The organism is Bacteroidota bacterium (genome assembly GCA_020161395.1).
In the GTDB taxonomy this organism is placed as follows: Bacteria; Bacteroidota; Ignavibacteria; order Ignavibacteriales; family Ignavibacteriaceae; genus UTCHB3.
In genome coordinates, this window is the sequence record JAIUOE010000012.1 from 62,755 (window position 1) to 81,095 (window position 18,341).

General features: G+C 42.4%; 18 protein-coding genes. 12 read left to right on the plus strand and 6 right to left on the minus strand.

The window, feature by feature from the left end; genetic code table 11:
* Positions 1-199: 199 nt before the first annotated feature.
* Positions 200-2,521, minus strand: coding sequence for a caspase family protein (locus tag LCH52_15040; GenBank protein ID MCA0389802.1), 2,322 nt, complete (start codon positions 2,519-2,521; stop codon positions 200-202).
* 4 nt (positions 2,522-2,525) lie between these two features.
* Complete coding sequence (locus LCH52_15045) at positions 2,526-4,853, minus strand: CotH kinase family protein (protein MCA0389803.1); 2,328 nt, start codon at positions 4,851-4,853, stop codon at positions 2,526-2,528.
* Between the two features lie 211 nt (positions 4,854-5,064).
* Between LCH52_15045 and LCH52_15050 the strand changes: the two genes are divergently transcribed.
* The 3 genes from LCH52_15050 to LCH52_15060 all read left to right on the plus strand — a co-directional run bounded on the left by LCH52_15050 (position 5,065) and on the right by LCH52_15060 (position 6,448).
* Entirely contained in the window at positions 5,065-5,799 is a 735-nt protein-coding gene (locus LCH52_15050) for a TerC family protein (protein ID MCA0389804.1), read from the plus strand.
* A gap of 209 nt (positions 5,800-6,008) precedes the next feature.
* A complete protein-coding gene (locus tag LCH52_15055) occupies positions 6,009-6,248 on the plus strand; it encodes a DUF2752 domain-containing protein (GenBank protein ID MCA0389805.1) in 240 nt (79 codons plus the stop codon).
* On the plus strand, positions 6,200-6,448 hold the full coding sequence (locus tag LCH52_15060) for a hypothetical protein (protein ID MCA0389806.1): 249 nt from the start codon (positions 6,200-6,202) through the stop codon (positions 6,446-6,448). Before LCH52_15055 ends, LCH52_15060 begins: the two co-directional genes overlap by 49 nt.
* Positions 6,449-6,712: 264 nt before the next feature.
* Here the strand turns inward: LCH52_15060 and LCH52_15065 are convergent, their stop codons facing one another.
* Positions 6,713-6,943 (minus strand): hypothetical protein, encoded by a 231-nt coding sequence (locus LCH52_15065; GenBank protein ID MCA0389807.1) that lies wholly within the window; start codon positions 6,941-6,943, stop codon positions 6,713-6,715.
* Positions 6,944-7,094: 151 nt separating this feature from the next.
* Here LCH52_15065 and LCH52_15070 point away from each other — a divergent pair, with 151 nt between their 5' ends.
* The 7 genes from LCH52_15070 to LCH52_15100 are packed head-to-tail and all read left to right on the plus strand — an operon-like array spanning position 7,095 to position 12,649.
* Complete coding sequence (locus LCH52_15070; protein ID MCA0389808.1) at positions 7,095-7,769, plus strand: methyltransferase domain-containing protein; 675 nt, start codon at positions 7,095-7,097, stop codon at positions 7,767-7,769.
* A complete protein-coding gene (locus tag LCH52_15075) occupies positions 7,766-8,719 on the plus strand; it encodes an FkbM family methyltransferase (GenBank protein MCA0389809.1) in 954 nt (317 codons plus the stop codon). The genes LCH52_15070 and LCH52_15075 overlap by 4 nt, the downstream gene beginning before the upstream one ends.
* Entirely contained in the window at positions 8,716-9,705 is a 990-nt protein-coding gene (locus LCH52_15080) for a glycosyl transferase (GenBank protein ID MCA0389810.1), read from the plus strand. The genes LCH52_15075 and LCH52_15080 overlap by 4 nt, the downstream gene beginning before the upstream one ends.
* On the plus strand, positions 9,705-10,073 hold the full coding sequence (locus LCH52_15085) for an FdtA/QdtA family cupin domain-containing protein (GenBank protein ID MCA0389811.1): 369 nt from the start codon (positions 9,705-9,707) through the stop codon (positions 10,071-10,073). The genes LCH52_15080 and LCH52_15085 overlap by 1 nt, the downstream gene beginning before the upstream one ends.
* A complete protein-coding gene (locus LCH52_15090; GenBank protein ID MCA0389812.1) occupies positions 10,070-11,152 on the plus strand; it encodes a DegT/DnrJ/EryC1/StrS family aminotransferase in 1,083 nt (360 codons plus the stop codon). Before LCH52_15085 ends, LCH52_15090 begins: the two co-directional genes overlap by 4 nt.
* 2 nt (positions 11,153-11,154) lie before the next feature.
* Complete coding sequence (locus LCH52_15095) at positions 11,155-11,670, plus strand: hypothetical protein (protein ID MCA0389813.1); 516 nt, start codon at positions 11,155-11,157, stop codon at positions 11,668-11,670.
* A 25-nt stretch (positions 11,671-11,695) separates the two neighbouring features.
* The gene (locus LCH52_15100; GenBank protein MCA0389814.1) at positions 11,696-12,649 is read left to right on the plus strand and encodes a hypothetical protein; all 954 of its coding nucleotides are present in this window, start codon (positions 11,696-11,698) and stop codon (positions 12,647-12,649) included.
* A 65-nt stretch (positions 12,650-12,714) separates the two neighbouring features.
* On the opposite strand, the gene LCH52_15105 is transcribed toward LCH52_15100, so the two are convergent.
* Genes LCH52_15105 through LCH52_15115 form a run of 3 tightly spaced genes read right to left on the minus strand, consistent with a single transcriptional unit; the run spans position 12,715 to position 15,974 of the window.
* Positions 12,715-13,200 (minus strand): YhcH/YjgK/YiaL family protein, encoded by a 486-nt coding sequence (locus LCH52_15105; GenBank protein ID MCA0389815.1) that lies wholly within the window; start codon positions 13,198-13,200, stop codon positions 12,715-12,717.
* A gap of 32 nt (positions 13,201-13,232) precedes the next feature.
* Positions 13,233-14,609, minus strand: coding sequence for an insulinase family protein (locus LCH52_15110; GenBank protein ID MCA0389816.1), 1,377 nt, complete (start codon positions 14,607-14,609; stop codon positions 13,233-13,235).
* A 12-nt stretch (positions 14,610-14,621) separates the two neighbouring features.
* Positions 14,622-15,974, minus strand: a complete 1,353-nt coding sequence (locus LCH52_15115; protein MCA0389817.1) for an insulinase family protein — start codon at positions 15,972-15,974, stop codon at positions 14,622-14,624.
* A 214-nt stretch (positions 15,975-16,188) separates the two neighbouring features.
* Here LCH52_15115 and LCH52_15120 point away from each other — a divergent pair, with 214 nt between their 5' ends.
* Positions 16,189-17,901 carry a hypothetical protein gene (locus LCH52_15120; protein ID MCA0389818.1) on the plus strand — a complete coding sequence of 571 codons (1,713 nt, stop codon included), beginning with the start codon at positions 16,189-16,191 and terminating at the stop codon, positions 17,899-17,901.
* 11 nt (positions 17,902-17,912) lie between these two features.
* Positions 17,913-18,341, plus strand: coding sequence for a hypothetical protein (locus LCH52_15125; GenBank protein MCA0389819.1), 429 nt, complete (start codon positions 17,913-17,915; stop codon positions 18,339-18,341).

Below are 18,341 nucleotides of genomic sequence, written 5' to 3' on the forward strand. Positions count from 1 at the left end.
AAAAATAAGGATATTCGCACGATTTGCAAAATATTTTTTTTGGACCGTGTGAACTACATCAGAAAGGTTCGAATTGAACACGGATTATACTGATTCGGCGGATTCCACTGATTTCAAACTTCAAACTTCCCTGCTCTGCGTAGCTCCGTTAAATCTGCGTGTATCTGCGTCCCTCAAATTTTTCAAACTTCAAACCTCCCTAATCACACACCTTTATGGGGAAATCATTCAAATATTCCCAACTGACGGGGCGTTGGGGTGTAATGTTGTATTTCTGAGCCGTTTCCTTAACTTTTTTGTTTACAAACATATTCAGCTCCTTCACATTTATTACACCATCTTTCTCGAAGAAATCGGCGGCACATTTTAATCCTTCAATAAGAGAGTAGGTAAAAACCCCGTGCCCGAGGTCTTTTATCTCTTTTGCGGTTTGGTCCGCTTCGGAAGCAGCCATAATATACAAACCCCTGCTTTTAGAAAGATCGATAATGGCTTTTTCAGACTGTGCACCACGCATTGCAAAATTCTCGAGTGCCTGTCCTGACTGACATGCATCAATAAGTATCAACTGCTTCTGTGCTTTTATCTTCAGGGAATATTCCTTCATCTCTTTTCCCGAAAGTGCGAAGGGATTTCTGGCAGAAGGGTTGCCGTATATTTGCTGCACTTCATGAAGGATGAAATAAAACTCCTGCATGTTTCCTTCAGGGTCATCATCGGAGGCACCATGTCCCGAGAAATAAAAGACAAATGTATCTTCGGGTTTTGCGTTTGCAACAATGCTGTCGAGAGCGGTTCTTACATTTTTAATCGTGGCGTCGGTATCATACAAGGTTTTTACAATTACATTTTTAAAAATGTTGTTCTTGATTCCGGCGATTTCCCTGCTGATCAGTTCTGCATCAGCCCCTGCAAAATTCAGATTATATTTACTGTTCTCATATTTATTCACACCTATTGCAAGGATGTAAAGATTTGACGACGGTTTTGGGGCATCGTATTTGATCAAAATTGTGTTCGATTTTCCCTCAAGCCTCCCCTTGCTAAAGGCACTTGCCTTGAAGATATTGTTCCCGACGGTCAGTTGTGCAGGAAACACTTCTTTTATCTTTGTGCCTGCTTTTGGTTTGTTGTCTTTGTAAAATTTGACATCAACAAGTTTGCCATTCTGATAAATCCGCAGTTCGTCTATTCCACCACCTTCATCGGAAATAGTGATATTTACTGCCTCTTCGGGGTTCTTCGAAATCTTTGATTCATTCGCTGAAGTGAGTTTTACCGAGGGAGGAACCATCACATTTGTGAAGACATCTCTTTTCTCAGGTTTATAACTTTTGGCTTCTCCGCCTGAAATTACCGATCTAAAAAGTGAAGGGATATAAGATTGCTCAAAATATGCCTCGAGAGGAATGATGTCAAGCTCCTGAACAAAATACAAAAGTCCCATTGCTCCCTGTGATGCATCAAAATATCCATCAGGGGTTACGACTGCCCAGTCTGTCGAATCGAACGCAAAAAGGGTCATTACTTCCCTGCCGCTTCCCGTTTCAAAGAATTTCACACTGCCGTCCATCTCACCTGTGAGAAAATATTTCCCCTTTGAATCGACGGCAAGGGGTTGAAAATCGTTTGGAGAGAGTGAAATGGAATCTGTAATTTTCATCGATTGCATGTCGAGAAGTTTCATTACTTTCCCCCCTCTTAGTGCCACTTTTTTACCGTCCAGAGTGTGAGTTGCCCTCAGAGGAGTAAATTTCAGGGGAAGATAATGATCCTGCACTCCCTTTTCAATATCCCAAAGAGTTATCATATTCGCATGAAACGCGATAATTTTTCCCGGTTCATGCAGAACAGTGTTTCCCATCGAATAGTCCCTGACTGAGATCATAATGATACTGTCCTCTGACATCCCGGGTTTATAATCGTCGCCTGTTGTCCGGGTCCCGTTTATTTTCTTTATTTCCTTCCCTGACGCAAGATCGATGACAGGGATGCCGCCTTCCATCTGCCCGATTATTATCTCTTTTCCGGACGGAGAGAAATCTACAGAATGCACAAGTGAAGATGACGGCTCAAATTCCCTGAGAGCTTTCCCTTTGTTGATGTCCCACAGGATAATTTTGTTTTTATAGTCGAGCGAAACAAAATATTTTCCGTTCCTGGCTACCTTCAGCTCCTTCACCATGTAGGAGTGTCCGAAATATGTCGTGGTTTTTGTAAGGGTCTCCAAATCCCAAAGTTCGACATTATTGTTACCCATCGCCATCAACAGTGATTTTGAGTCAGTTGTGAATCCCATCGAATATACAGGGTAAAGGAGATTCTTAATGCAGCTTGTCAGTCTCCCCTCTTCAAGATCCCAGATGAACACCTTCCCAATCGAACCCGTTGCCATGTATTTCCCGTCATCGGAAACGGCAATGCAAAAGACTTGTGAAGTGTTTTTTAGCTCTACCTTCAGCTCAGGTGTCTGTGCAAAAAGTGTAAAAGCAAAGAGAAGGAAGAAGAGAATTCTGATCATGCAATCACCTTATAAGAATCATTTTTCGTGACATTGAAAAACCGTTTACAGAAAGCCTTAGGAAATATACCCCGGATGGCAGATTTTGAGCATTGAACTCAGTCTGGTAACTGCCCGCAGGTTTGAAATCCCCGCCCAATTCGGCTATTTCCTCACCAAGAGAAGAGTAAACTTTCAGCGAGACCATCCCGCTTTCCTGCATGGAATAGCGAATTAAAGTTGAAGGATTAAAAGGATTCGGGTAATTTTGCATCAGAGTGTAACCCGCGGGAGCAGATTCATCTTCGACTGAGACGGGTACATTCGAATATCCGGGTGTTGGCGCCATCTGCATCCAGACACCGGCTCCGTCTATTGTTCGTGCGAGGGACATGTCAGTAGTTTGAGGTCCAAATGAAATTGAATCGATAATATCAACCCCGTTGGTGTCAGTCATATACACAAGTTCACCTGATTTGCTGAGTTTGAAATTTGTATGAATACCCGGTTCCGTTTCCTCTTCATCACACCAGACCACAAGAAACTGCTTCGGTGCCATCTTCAATTCGGGCTGAGTAAATCTCCATTTTACCAGATTGTCACTTTTGTCGGTGAGATATTTACCGGTCAAAAGAATTGTATCACTGGAAGAGTTGTAGAGCTCTATCCAGTCATCAAAATCTCCCAAACTGTCGGGAATCGTCGTATTGTCCGCCAGCAGTTCATTTATTTTTAAGCCTGCGGTGACAACTCCCGGAGTTGAAACAACCATTTTCCTTGCTTTTGGATAAACCGCCACTTTGCCGGCATTGTCTCTCGTCCTGAATGTTATTTTCCCTCTGAAATTTGCACCCAAAGGTGGTATAACTGCTGTGTAACGGTCACTCTCCTCAACTTTTTTCGTTCCCGGAACGGGAGAGAACACCATCGGAATTTTTGACATGCTTCCCGTAACCAGATTTTCCAACTGAATTGAAACGCTGTCGAGACCGGCATTGGAAAATGCCGACACTTCCACCCTTATGGAGTCAGTTGCTGAAGGATTTTTGGGCGAATAGTTAATCTTGTAAACAAAGGGATCAGAGGAAACATAATTCAACTGACTGCCGATGGAATTCGTCCTCGATAGAATATACTGTTTGATCCCCATTTTCACATGCTGATTGGAGAAGGAGGATGCTGAGAAGGAATTCAGAAACTGATTGAACGAAAAACCGTAATCGAGCACCCGAAAAGTATCCGCAAGTGCCGATGGCGTGATCATTTCCCGAAGGGAGTCTATTCTCTGATTTAACACCGGCAGAGTGAAAACATTTGTTTTGTAATATGTCAGCAGGCGGGTGTAAAGATTTCTAATCTCCGGAACCACAATCATCTTTTCAATGAGTGGCCTCTCACCGGCACCAATTTTCGGAAAGGTATATGGATTTGCCGCTGACCAGTTAATATTGAACCAGTCAATACCAAATGTGTTGTCATAATCGTAGGGAATAACATGAATCAGATTTTCTGCAGGTTCATGGTACAGGTAGTAATTGTTCATGTTCGACCAGTAATCGTCCCACTGCCCGACCAGTACATTCATCGAAAAATATTTTAATGCATCAAGAACATCTAAAGTGGTTTCCAAAGAATCCAAAAGTTTTGTTGACGCTGTATTTTTAAGGATTCTCGTAAGCCTAATCAGTTTCGAAAAATCCATCCCCGCCTCATTTGTGGAGAGTTCGTATGCGGGCCTGCTTCCACCCAGGGAGATGTATGGCGCGGGATTTTCACCGAGATACACGAGGTCTGCAGGATAAAGACACTTCCAAAGATTCCCTGAATCATCAGGATATTGTCGTGATAAAAACTCCTCGTCGATATGTTCGGTATTCAGATACAACCCGTAATATTTGTTGTTTATATACACTTCCATGTAGTTTGCCCGTGAGCCTCGCAAACCCGCGCTTCGGAAAAGATCAAAACATAGTTTGCTCCTCACTATCGAAGGGTCGTTATGCTCTCCGTTCAGATTCAGTTTCTCAATTCCGTGAAAGTTCCTCCCCTTGAAAAAACTGTTTATCGACACTTTAAACGACTTTTTCTGAGCATTCCGGGATGTGTTGCCCCGTAATCTGAATCCGATGGAATCAAGCGTTTCATCAAAATGATTGTTCCGAAACCTCACCTTTGCAACAAACTCGCTGTCACTGGTAACATGAGAATAAATCCATGCAAGATATGCCGGAGCAATCGTTATGTCAATCCGCCCGACATGTGTGTCATCAAAAACTTTTTCCCAATCCTGCATCACCGTCTGACTGAAAACAGAAATGGCAAAAAACCACAAAATTATAAATGTCTTTTTCATACAATTTTCTTTTAATCAAGCGTGAAATATAATGATAAGTCAGAATAAACGAAGAAAGAATAGCGAGGGCTGAAGGATGAAAGATGAGGGATGAAAAATCAGCCTTCGAATTTCTGCCTTCAATTATTCCGCCTTCTCATCTTTTTTCTTATTTTTGCAGGTCGCATTAATTGGATAACAATCAGCAGAATAACAAAGAGGAATTTACAGAATGGAATGGATCACCAACCCCGAAGCCTTGATAGCTCTCGCCACCCTCGTAGCACTTGAAGTTGTACTTGGAATAGATAACATCATTTTCATTTCAATTCTGGCAGGTAAACTGCCCAAAGAGATGCAGGCAAAAGCTAGGAATCTGGGACTCATCCTCGCTATGGTAACCAGAATACTCCTCCTTCTCTCCATCACCTGGATAATGAAACTGACATCCCCAATTTTCACAATGTTTGGCAACGAAATAAGCGGTCGCGATTTGATTCTGATTATCGGCGGTCTGTTTCTTTTGGGGAAAAGCACTTTTGAGATCCACGATAAACTGGAAGGTGAAGAACATTCGGCAGGCGGACAGGTTGCGAAGTCATTCGGAATGACGATATTACAAATATTGATACTCGATATTGTTTTTTCTCTCGATTCAATTATTACTGCAGTAGGAATTGTATCACAAATTGAAATAATGATAACAGCAGTAGTGATATCAGTAATTTTCATGTTGATATTTGCCTCTCCCGTCAGCAATTTTGTTGATAAACACCCGACGATAAAGATGCTTGCCCTTTCTTTCCTGCTGATGATCGGTTTCACCCTCATCGCTGACGGTTTCGACTATCACATCCCCAAAGGATATATCTATTTCTCGATGGCATTCTCAATTTTTGTCGAGACTTTGAACCTGAAACTCAGAAGCAAATCAACCAAACCGGTAAAACTGTATAAAAAAATGTGATTACTTTCTCGATTTTCAAAATTTTTATCTATTTTATGAGTATTACATAAAAAAATTACTTAATCGGAATGTTAAGTATATTTAAGAAAATAACCTGCTCAAGAGAATTTGATTATCTGATGATCATTTTCGGTTTTATGGCATTCGGAGTTATATCCCTCTCCTTTTTCGATGAGATGGCTCTCAGAATCTCTCCGGTCTGCATTTCTATGTCAAAATATGGAACCGAATGTTCCCTCTGCGGAATGACCCGCTCCTTCGTTGCAATTTCCAACCTTGAAATTTCCAGATCCTTCAACTTTAACAAAGCCGGAATTCCACTTTACACGATATTTTTACTCAATATTGTAATCGCTTCAAGGCGTATTTACAAATCGTACAACAAAAAAAGAGGTAAAAAATGGCAGTCTTGTCTTTGGTTTGGGGTATTCTTGCTCTGGTCGGCATGATCGTGGCATTCTTCCCCTGTCTCGGCAGTCTCAACTGGTTAAACATCCCCTTCGCGGCAATTGGATTGATAATCAGTATCATCGCAATGAATTCAGCCCCTGAGAGCGATCGGGGAAAAGCAATTGCAGGAGTAGTATTGTGCGGCATCGCTGTAATCCTGGGAACTTTCAGGTTAATCGCTGGAGGTGGAATAGTTTAGTTAGCTACCCTCTTAAACAGAATCATCATTTTAGGGCTGTCGAAATTCAGGCAGCCTTTTTTTGCAAGCCTCAACGAACATGGCACACCGCTGACCACCCCCCTTGCCCCCCTCCTTCTAAAGGATGGGGGAAATTTAATTGTGAATTGTCGCCGTTTCTACGAACATGTAACCCCACTCCGGGGGTAATTATGGATTATCCTTCCTTCTTCTACGAACATGTAACCCCACTCCGGGGGTATTGAATGTATTATATTTCTTCATCTACGAACATGTAACCCCGCTTCGGGGGTAATTATGGATTATCCTTCCTTTTTCTTCGAACATGTAACCCACTCCGGGGGAAATATCCTTTCCATCCTTATTCATCTTGATTATCGTGTTCGAAAAAGATGCCACCACAGGGGTATCGCTGGTCGGTAGGACAATCGAGACGATTGTCTCTCCTTTTCCGATATTGTAGTTTTCATATGTCCGTAATATCCGTGGGACCATTCCCTATCCGTGGGCATGCGTTGAATCCGTCTCATCCGTGTGCCATTTCATTCCCTTCGCAAAAATGTCAGCTCATAGTTCATAGGTCATAGTTCATAGCTCATTAATCACACTTTCTTCTTATTTTTGGTGATTTAAATTTTATTTTTTGATGACTAAAGACATAAACAGCCCCGAACATAACGACAACCGGAATTATGACTACACCGGCATTGAGAGTGAAGTGCGAAAGGAATATGAAGTAATAGAAGGCTTCATATACACCCCCTCTTCCATAATCGATCTCGGCTGCGGGAACGGTTCGTTGCTTCATTCGCTGATGCAGAAGGGGAAGTGTACCCGGGCAGTTGGTCTCGAGATTTCAGAGTCAGGCGTTGAGATATCAAAGAAAAAAGGAATTGATGCCCGTTTGGGAAGAATTGACGAAACTCTCCCTTTTGCCGATGAAGAGTTTGATATTTCGGTCTGCAATGTGACAATACAAATGGTGATGTATCCCGAGGTGCTGCTAAAAGAGATGAAACGCATCTCCAAAAAGCAGATTGTATCGTTCCCAAACTTTGGATTTTACAGAAACCGTCTCGACATGCTGTTGCACGGGAGGATGCCAAAACCCTGCATGTTCGGATATTCGTGGTATTCCACAGGTCATATTCATCAATTATCGATAAGTGATTTCAAGGAACTCGTTGAAAGTGTCGGCGGTCTTGAAATCGAGAAATTCTCCACTGTGTTTTCAAACAACAGTTTCAAGGACACTCTCACAGGGATGATCCCAAATCTTTTCTCTCTTTTGCCACTCTTTTTACTGAGAAAAACAGCATGAATCTTATAGACAGAATTTTCCTTTCCAAAGAGTTAACCGATGAACCTCCTGTTCTTGTGGATATCGGTGCCTCGGGAAGCATCCACAAAGAGTGGAAGGCGTTCGCAAAACACGCTGTATGCCTCGCTTTTGATGCTGACGACAGGGAGTTCGGCTACATTACCGATGAATCAAAAGGTTTTAAAAAGCTCTACATCTACAACTCACTCGTTTCAGCTTCTGAAAGGGACACGACTGATTTTTATCTGACAGGATCTCCCTATTGTTCGAGTACGCTCGAACCCGACAACAAGGCACTGGAAGAGTGGGCTTTTGCCTCAAAATTTGAAGTGGATAAAAAGGTCACCGTAAAGAACACAACTCTTTCGAAGGTATTGAGCGATCTTAATCTGAATAAAATCGACTGGCTTAAGACCGACACTCAAGGAATCGACCTTAGTATATTCAGGTCGCTGCCTGAAGACATTCAAAAAAATGCACTTGTGGTTGAACTTGAGCCCGGAATTATCGACTCCTACAAGGGAGAAGATAAACTGTACAAGGTTTTCGAATATTTTGAATCTCTTCCCTTCTGGCTGGGAGCGATGACCGTAAAGGGCTCGCAAAGACTGAGAGAAGATGATGTGGAAAGTCTGCAACTCCCAGAAAAATTAAAAAAATTTATTTTCTACTCCCACAAAAATTCCCCCGGCTGGGCTGAGTTAAAATACTTTAACGACTTCAGCGAAAAGCTCTCCGTCAGAGATCATCTGCTTGGCTGGGTTTTTGCAGTGCTTGAAAAGCAATACGGACATTCGCTTTCAATTGCCCATCACGGACGGGAGAGGTTTTCAAATCCCCTTTTTAATGAAATGATCAAATTTTCAGAGGGAAAACTGAAAAAAGAGCTTCTCAAACTGAAATTCCTTCCTGCCGTGAAGGAGAAATTCTCTAAACTGTTCAACCAATGACATATAATTTCTGCACTCTTTTCGATTCCAACTACCTGACCCGCGGACTGGCTCTTCATCAGTCGATGATGCAACACATCCCCGATTTCAGGCTTTTTATCTTTGCTTTCGACGACAGGTCTTATAAAATCCTGACGGATATGAAACTTAAAAATACCGAAGTTATCAGTCTGAAGGACTTTGAAGACCACGAACTTCTGAAAGTTAAGCCAACAAGATCAATCGCGGAGTATTGCTGGACGGCTACCTCCTCCACCGTTCTCCATGTCCTTGACAAATTTGGAGTTGACAACTGTACTTACATCGATGCAGACATCTGCTTCTACTCGTCCCCCGAACCAATCTTCAATGAGCTGGGCGACAAATCGATCCTGCTGACAGAGCACAGATATTCCCCGCAGTACAACAAGGAAGTGAAAAGCGGGAAATACTGCGTTCAATTTGTCACATTCAAAAACGATGAAAAGGGAAGAAAAGCCCTGACATGGTGGAGGGAAAGATGCCTCGAGTGGTGCTACGACCGTTATGAGGACGGGAAATTTGGAGATCAGCTCTACCTGGATGACTGGACAGAAAGATTTGAAGGTGTGCATGTGATGCAACACCACGGGGGTGGTCTCGCAGCATGGAATGTACAGCAATACAAATTTGAAACAAAATCTGATAAAATTACAGGCACCGTGAAATCGTCCGGTGAAAAATTCGTCGTAATTTTTTATCACTATCACTATTTGAGGTTCTTCAGGGACGGAAAAATCGAACTTGGACGAAGAATCCTGACAGATGATGTTTTAAATATCTTCTATAAGCCGTATATTCACAAGCTTAATCAAATAAAAAAAGATATTTTAGTCGATTATCCCGGTTTCGACCCCCACGGTGCAAGAGAAAACAAATTTCTGCCAAAAACACCGTTGATTTATCTTTACAGGAAACTAACCGGTGTATACAATGTGTTTGAAGAGAAAACATTCTTGAGGAGTTAATGGCGTATTTTATTGATCTGCAAACCAAAGATGACGAAAGAGGCAGCCTGACTGTAATTGAAAAGGTGCTCCCTTTCGAAATTAAACGGGTTTATTATATCTACAACAACAGCAAGGACCTCCCAAGAGCCAAACACCGCCACAAAAAAACCGTTCAGGCTACCATCTGCCTTAAAGGGAGTGTGGAGGTTTACAATAACAACGGGACGACCAAAGAGAATTTCCTTCTCGACAGTCCCTCGAAGTGCCTGATACTCGAGCCTCAGGACTGGCACATCATGCACAAATTCAGCGATGACGCTATTCTGCTTGTGCTTGCATCTTCTGAATATGACATCGACGATTATATCCATGAGGAGTACAAGTGATCGAGTACGAAAATCTGGGGAAACTGAATCAGCCGTTTTTTGAAGAATACCAAAAATCTTTCGCCGAAACCCTCAAATCAGGCTGGTATATTCTCGGTAACAATGTAAAGAAATTTGAAGAGGAATTTGCAGACTATCATCGTGTCGCCTACTGTCTCGGTGTGGCATCGGGTCTTGACGCCCTTCTCCTTGCATTGAAAGCATTTGAATTCCCCCCGAATTCCGAGGTGATTGTACCTTCAAACACTTATATTGCCACAATTCTCGCAATTCTTCATGCGGGACTGAAGCCTGTTCTGGTTGAGCCTGACATTAAAACATACAACATCGATTCCCGGAAAATTGAAGAAAAAATAACAAACCGAACCCGGGCGATAATGGTCGTCCATCTCTACGGGAAACCGTGCGAAATGGGCTTTATAACCAGAATCGCAAAGAAATTTGATCTCAGACTGATTGAAGATGCCGCTCAGAGTCATGGTGCAAAGTGGCGCGACAGACTCACGGGTACTTTCGGTGACTACGGAGCTTTCAGTTTCTACCCTACTAAAAATCTCGGTGCCCTCGGTGATGCGGGAGCAATGCTTATGCAGAATGAAGAGCTTTACAAAAAGATTTTGAGACTCCGCAATTACGGTTCCGACATTAAATACTACAATGAAGTGGTTGGTTACAACTCCCGCCTCGATGAGATGCAGGCAGGTTTTCTTTCGATCAAGCTCCGGAAACTTGACGAAATAAACGAACACAAAAGAGAACTCGCTGAAATTTATCACAACGGGTTAAAATCTGACTTTATAAAGCCGTACCGCTCTGATGACCATTACGATGTTTACCACATATACAATGTGAGACATAAAAAAAGAGACAAACTCCGGGAATATCTCCTGAAAAATGAGATAAAAACAGACATTCATTACCCTGTTGCACCGCACAAACAGAAAGCGATGCAGGGGATTATCGAAGGTGAATACCCGATTTCCGAGGAGATACACAACACGACTCTTAGTCTTCCCATTTCATATTTTCACACAAAGGATGATATCCACAGGGTTGTGGAAGTAATGAACAGGTTTTAGAAATGGAAAGAGAGAAGATAGACCACATTTTCACCTATAATCCGGTGCTGAGAACTGTTTACAGATTCGGGAATATCCCGGTCTCGATGGTGCTTGCTCTCTACATAATTCCCTTCCTGCTCAATCCGTCTTCAAGAACTGTTGACATTCTCTTTTTTTCATCGGTTGTCGTTATATTTCTAATCACCAATACTTTTTTCTTCAAAATATGGCGAATCGTTCCCTTCAGGATTCACGCTTTGGATGACAGACTGGTCTGTTCTGACTTTTTTCTGTCGTCCGGAGAGAAGGAGCTGCTCTACTCCGATATCGAGAATCTGAAGGGTGGAACATTCTCGGGGAAATTCAACGGTATAATGATCGCTGAAAGTGTAGCAAAAAATATCCAAATCGGTTTTTTTGCAAAAATCAATAATGCCCGTCTGCTTGAAGCAATACTGATAAACAGATCACCTCAGCCCGTGTATGACAAGGTGACTACACTTCTGAAAGAAAGACGGGAAGAACTAAGAAAGTAGTTAACACATAACCGGAGGCTTCGCCATGAAGTTTTCAAAAGTTCTCTTAAGCATCGTCACGGCACTTTTTTTCATCCTCGCTTATTCCGGTTGCGATACGGTCAAAGTACAGGAAACCATCTATCTCGGCGATGTGGATGTGCAGGCTCCGATAAACACTCCCCCCGTTAGAACCATTCACAGAAACAGCGGAAACTCAGAAATAAAAGTCTCTCCGAAACTGGTTATAAACCAAAACAAAAGCATATCGACATCAACCTCGGGGAGTTTCCATTCAAGCCTTAGCCCGAGAGATTCACTAAAGCCATTCTTCAGAGAACAAAATCTTGAGTGGTCTTTCCCTGACATCGTTGCGGGTGTGGACATCGATATACCACTCACAAAAAGCATCTTCTTTACAGGTGGTTTTCATTTCTCGAATATCGGAAATCAAAGTGCAATTGGAGGTGAGGCAGGTTTTGGAGTCGGGGGACTGAACGGCAATACCGCTTTTAGAATAGATGCGGGAGTACTGGTTCAAAAGCATCTCTACAATGCCGAAACAGTCGTAAAAAGGGTGGAAACCTACAACGATGGCACGAAGAAAGAATTCATATCGATCTACAGCGACAACGCTGCAACAACCAATTTGAACCCGTTCGTCACTCTAAGTTTCAATTCAGCTTATGAAAGTCCTGTCAACTTTTATATCGGGGCAGGTTACTTTACACAAAGCCTCCTCGGATTTGTTCCCTCCAATTATGTGGGTGACCGTCCATGGTGGCTGCCTGTCTGGAACACAGGAATTGAGTACATCAAAACTGACAAAAGAAACGATGTTAATATCGGATTCTATTTCTTCAGTCCGGGTGTAATCTACAAATTTATGGATAATGCAAATGCACTGGTTGGAATAAAACTGCTGAAAACCGTGGGAAACGACACCAAAGCTGATGCATGGATGATTATGCCGACAATTCAGGTGGATTTCTCTTTCTAAGTGAAAGCCTGATGCTGGTGCGGGTTGGTTTTACCAGAAATAGAGATTAAGACCGGAGTGACTGACTAAACCAGGACCTTCACTACGACTTTTTTCACTTCCTGCTTTTCTTCACCCGTCATAATCCCCGGCTTGTGACCATCCTGAGGGAAAAGCACCATAAAATAACCTTCCGGCAGTTTTAAAAGATCGCCGTCCCCTTCGTAGAAGACAATGTCTTTTTCGGTATCAAAATCTGATTTTGGTTTGAGGTTTTCAAGCCCGGTTATCCCTATATTCTCCTCACCTTTCGGAATATATTGAACATCGAGATACTTTCTGTGAGATTCAAAGTCACCCTCGCTGTAAGCCTTTGTTTTATACGATGTCACAATTGCATAAACAGACTTGCCATCTATCTCATAAATACCTTCAGGGGTATCAAGTGTGTAAGTATCAGTAAGATATTCAAATCCTTTTTTCAGATTTTCACTGATTGATGCGTAGGTTTTGCAATTTTCAAGTTTGTCGAATATCATCGATTTTCCTTCCAAAAGAAATACCGGGAGCATGAAGTAACTTCCTCATGCCCCCGAAATTTATGTTATTTCAGATCCAAACTCTCGAGTTGAGGTTCGACTTCTTTTTTATCACCAACAATAACAGTAGTGAATCTGTCAAGGTCGAGATATTTTTTAACCAATGCCGAAACATCCGCAGGTTTTGTATTGATTATCTTTTGAACATAATTTTTAAGATAATCATCGGAAAGTCCGTGGAAATTGATGAAACTCAACTGACCAATTACGCCTGCACGACTTGAATTTCTAAGAACAAAAATGCCAGCTTCATAGTTTTTGATGCCGTCAAGTTCATTTTCCGATGGAGCCTCATCGCGCAGTCTTTTTATTTCAAACTGAATTTCTTTAATTGCGGCACCTGTAACGCTGCTCGTCACATCAGCTTCCTCACTCCAGAAACCGGAGCGGTATCTTGTCATAACGCTGCTTCCGGGTGAGTAGGTGTAGCCCTTGTTCTCACGAATATTCGAAGTGATGCGTGAACCAAATGAGCCGCCAAGAAGCGAATTCATCACCATAAATGGAACATAGTCGGGCATCGACGGATCGACAGCAGGAATTCCATAAATGATTTTAGACTGTTTCGACCCGGGTCTGTCGACGAGGGAGAATTTCTTTACTCTCTGCGGAACGGCAGGATTCGTAAGAATATCTGCTCCTGCTTTCCACTTTCCGAATGCCTGTTCAACTGCAGCCATTACAGATTTTTCATCGAAAACACCTGAAATGTAAAGGTGTGATCTCCAGGCTCCGAAATTGTCTTCATGATATTTCTTTACCATGTCGACGGTGTAACCCTTCAGAGCTGCTTCCGCTGGTTCGGTAATACCGTATGGATGATCACCGTACACAAGTTTGTAGAGTTCCTTGTCTGCCATTGCATCAGGAGACTTTTGTGAGACAGCAAGATTTGTGAGATAATTACCTTTGATTCTCTCAAAGTCCTTTTGATCAAATTTAGGGTTCATCACCACATCAGCCATCGTTTTCACGAGGTTCGGGGTGAATTCCGAAAGGACATCTGCTCCGAGTTGTGACTGGTCAGTGCCTGCATTTGCAAAAAGTTCTCCACCATAAGCCGCCACTTCTTCTGCAATTGCCTGAGCTGATTTGGATTTTGTTCCTTCAAGTAGAAGATCTGCTGCGAAATCCGATATCCAAACCTGTCCTGCAGGCTCATTCAAACTTCCGGTTCTGACAATCAGTCTTACAGTTGCTTTTGGAGTCTGACCATAAGGTACAAGAGTAACCTTCATCCCGTTTCTGAGAGTAACAGTTTTATATGAAGGGACGGTAAAATTCTTCGGCGTACCGCCAACAGGTGGCTGTTCTTTTTGTGCAAAAAGAGGACCTGAAAGAAGAAAAGCTGCCAAAACGAGTGATAATATTTTCATTTTCATATTGCTGTCTCCTTATTTCGCTGCTTTTGCATCAAGTTTGATAATAGTCCTGTTACTTGATCTCAAATATTCCTTTGCGGTTTTTTGGATCAGTTCAGGCGTCACCTTTTTGAAGGAGTCTTCAATGGTATTAATCTTTCCCGGATCATCATTGAAGAGTGCATAACAAGCGAGAAGGTCGGCAAGTCCGAAACCAAAAGTTCCTTCCACTACATCGTAGAGGTTGGAACGCATTTTTACAAGTGCTCTGGAAATTTCATCTTTTGCCAAAGGTTTCTCGATAACACCTTTCACAACTTCATCCACTGAAGCAATGATTTCTTCAGGAGTAACATTGCTTTCATGCAGAAGGTAGAAATCCCACAGCATTGGTCCGTTATAGTTGAACATGTTTCCGAGTCCGGAATTAATTCCGCCATACACACCGGAATAATATCCTTTTTCGGAAATCAGTTTCTGATAAAGTCTGCTGTCCTGTCCCTGAAGAAGTACCTGATCGATGATTCCCATCGCAAAATATTCAGGTGTCCCGACTGCCGGCATTTTATAGCCAAAAGCAATTGCCGGTTTGTTGGCGAGCGAATCAACCTTCACAGAGATTCTTTCTTTTTCCTGTCTCGGTTCTGATATGTCGGGGAGTTTTTGTTGTTTCCCGGCAGGAATTTTTCCGAAGTACTTCTTTACAAATTCCTTCGCTTGAGGTTTTTCAAAATCACCGGTGATAACGAGAGCAGCGTTATTTGGTATGTAATATTTGCTGAAAAAGTCCTTTACATCTGCAAGGGTGGCAGCATCGAGGTCTTTCAGGTCACCGTAAAAGTTGTGGGCATTATACCAGTTTACATTTGCAGCCTGAGGAAGATCGAGCCACGGGAAACCACCGTAAGGTTGATTCAGTACATTTACCTTCACTTCATTTGTTACCACACCCTGCTGATTCACGAGATTATCCTGTGTGATATCAAGTCCCGACATTCTGTCAGCTTCCGCCCAGAGGATTGTTTCAAGCTTATGTGACGGCACGATTGCGAAGTAATTTGTAAAGTCGAATCTTGTGGAGCCGTTAAGGATTCCACCGTTTGACTGAACAAGTTTTATAAATTCCATTTTACCCAGATTTTTCGATCCCTGAAACATCATGTGTTCAAAAAGATGCGCAAAACCTGTCCTGTCTTTCGGCTCAATTCTGAATCCGATGTTGTAGTAGACAGCCACTGTAACCACGGGTGCGGTCTTGTTCTGAGAGAGAACCACCTTAAGCCCGTTGTCAAGTTTGTAATATTCGTAGTCAACCTTTAGCTGTGCGGACACACTTCCGGCAACCAGAAAGAGAAAGAGAAACAGATAACTTTTATATCTGTCCATTAAGACCTCCATTATTTTCTAGAATGTTTAGTACAAAGTTAAAATTTAGTGAAGAATAATTCCAGATTAAAATCAATAGTGACAGAAGGATTTATTTTGTGTGGAATGGTTTTTATGTATCAGAAGGATCAATTATTGGAGGGAGCCTGCTGACGGGATTTGTTTATAATAAAATATTTCGATATTATTCAGTTCATTCTCAAAATTTTTAATCATGACACAAAACACTGACTCAAACGCCGAATCCCTTTTCAAAGCCGCCCGGAAGGGTGACAAGTACGCCTTCTTTAAGCTGGTACCAAATTTCTATAAGGAGATTTATCATCTTGTTTACAAGATAATTCCCTCTCCGGACCGGGCGGAAGAGACACTTAAAGAGATTTTTGTGCTTGCGGCAGACAATGTTGCTCATATTAAAGAGGGAAAGGATTTATTTGAATGGCTGCGCAAAATCTCTGCAATTGTCAGCCTTTATAATTTGCGGGAGCACCCCCTCTATAACGGCGGAGATCAGGAACTGCCACCCCTCTCCCCTCAATTTTCAGAGGTTGAAGCAGTCTATGCCTCATTCACCGATCTCGAAAGAGTCGTCCTCACGCTCTATCTTCAATTTGATTATACCCCCGAGATCATTGCAGGTTTTATTACCGATCAAACAGAAGAGGGCGTGGTACAGATTCTGAACGACAAACTGGAGCGACTCTGTTATTTTACCCCTTTTAAAGAATGCATCGTTGATCACAAAAGCGATTTTATTAAACTTGTTTCCTCTTACAATATTCCCGGTGAATCACCCGAACAGGTGATTGAAAACAAAAAACCCGAATTTCTCGATAAATTCGCAGATTTTATCGATCTTGTCCGCGATTTGTTTGCATCAACACCGGTTAGAACAGGGATTCTGGATGAGATTCAGGATGAACTGATCAATGAGAACAAAATAAAAGAGAGGCACTCCCGCAAGAAGGAAATAAGGAATCAGGAACTCCAGTCACTGGCGAGGTCAACCGCAAGTCAAACCTCTTCTGGTATCGGCGGCAGGGCGATCGGCAAAGCAAAATCCCTCGGCTACAAAGCATCTTTTATCGATGTTCAGAAACTTTTGGTTACACTTCTGATTCTTGTTCTTACTGCAGCAGGAGTTTATGGTTATCTGGAGTATTCGAAATATAACACTCCATGGAGCGTCAGGGCACTCGAAGGCGATGTATCAATTAACGGTACCACGGAGACTGATCTTAATGAGAATGAAGTGGCAAGCACCGAAGAAGCCTCGACCGCTAAAATCGTTATTCCCTCTCAGGCAACAATAAAGCTCTACCCGAAAAGTACTCTCAAGTTGATTAAAGGACACAGAGAACAGAATATATTTGATGTCAACGGCACCGGATTCGAGCTGATGACAAATCTGGACACAGCAAAATTTGTCGAATTTGCCGACCAGCCTCCATACTCCATCCGGTTCGGAGATGTCAGAATAACAACCGAATTGGCACAACTTCAATGCTCCCGGATTCTCAATCAGATCAAACTCAATTTTGGCTGGGCTGAGGTGGTGATTGGCAGCCACAGAATTTCTTTGGCTTCAAACCACTCGGTTTCTATCGCTGAAGGAAATCTGCTCAATATTCCGGTTTATGCATTTACCGACTCGGCGCAGAAAAGCAGAATTAATATTATGAATGTGAAGGGACTGGATCCCGAAACACTCGCTTCATTTATTGTGAATTCCACTGAACTCGATGCTCTCTCTCTGTTTTATCTCCTGACAAAAACCACGATCGCAAACAGAGAGATGATCGTGTCAAAACTTGAAAGTTTCTTCCCTGCCATCACAGACGAAGTAAGACAGGGACTAATAAAGGAAAAACCGGAGTCTTTGGAGTATGTGCGGGGTTTCTTAAAATGGATTTTGCTTTTTCAATAGGAGTTTGAGGTATGGGACAACAACAATTATTACTTATCGTTTTGGGTGTGATTCTCGTCGGGCTGGCTGTTTTTTCCGGTCTTACGCTTTGGGAATACTTCTCTTTTCAATCGACTCTTGACCAGCTTGGTGTTCGGGGTGACTATCTGTTAAATGATGCGATGAAACATTTTTATACCCCTGTGGCAGCAGGAGGTGGCGGCAACAAATCATTCGCCAAGTGGACTCCTCCAACTCAAATGCTGACAGACAAATACTTCATAAAAAGCTACAATAAGAGCAGAACAAAGGGAAACAGAACATCTGCAACTTATTATATTACCACTACTCTGCTCGATTCCAAAAAAGCCAACATCCCCATACAGGGAAGTGTTACCAATAAAGGAGTCAGGACCAGAACCTACTACGACAGCAGCAAGAAAAAGTGGTACAAGTTCTGA